1 protein-coding gene is annotated in these 913 nt (G+C 33.6%); it reads left to right on the top strand.

The window, feature by feature from the left end:
• A partial coding sequence (locus JUJ52_RS23100; protein ID WP_228089251.1) for a condensation domain-containing protein occupies positions 1-913 on the top strand: 913 nt, incomplete at both ends.

Below are 913 nucleotides of genomic sequence, written 5' to 3'. Positions count from 1 at the left end.
GTTAGAAGATTTCACAGAAGGCTACCATCAAGTTAGTCAAGAAAAAGAGATAGCCTTCCAGAAAAAGACTAATTCTTTCCAAGAATGGGGTATGTATCTTGAGCAGCAAGCGCAAGGGAATTTATTACAAGAAGAACTAGATTACTGGGCTAAAATTGATCAAGCAGATATCAAGTTATTACCGGTAGACTTTAACTATAGTGAAGAAAGCAATAAGTTAAAAAATAATAACTGTATTGAAATTTTATTAAGTCAAGAAGAAACCTTGAAATTATTGCAAAACACAAATAAAGCCTATAATACAGAGGTTAATGACATTTTATTGACTGCTTTAGGGTTGGCTATTCACGATTGGACCTCGGAAAACAAGTTGATGATTAATTTGGAAGGACACGGGAGGGAAATGCTTGAAGGGGATATAAATATTTCTAGAACGATAGGGTGGTTCACCACACACTATCCTGTTTTATTGGAAGTGGATAAAGAGAAAACATTGGATTATACCATAAAAAATATAAAAGAGACATTAAGACATATACCAAATAAAGGAATTGGTTATGGAATATGTAGGTATTTATTGGATGAGAAACGAGTAAACGGAAAGGCTACCCCTCAGATAAGCTTTAATTACCTTGGCCAATTTGATGAAAAAATAAAAAATGACGTCTTTTCGTTGTCGAACTTATCTGGTGGTGAACCAATCAGTCCCAATGCTGAAAATTTATTTGATATAGACATTAATGGATCAATTATAGAGCGCCAATTAGGGTTTACATTTACTTACAATAGTAAGAAATATTATGAAAGTACAATGAAGATGGTAGCCGCATCATATAAGAGCTACTTACTACAAATCATTGAACACTGTCAAAAACAAACCACCACAGAATTAACACCCTCAGATTATGCAGAC

This window comes from Virgibacillus sp. AGTR, assembly GCF_016919725.2.
GTDB classification, from domain to species: Bacteria; Bacillota; Bacilli; order Bacillales; family Amphibacillaceae; genus Virgibacillus; species Virgibacillus salarius.
Note: the sequence above shows the minus strand (reverse complement) of the source record. Positions and strands in the feature narration are given on the sequence as shown.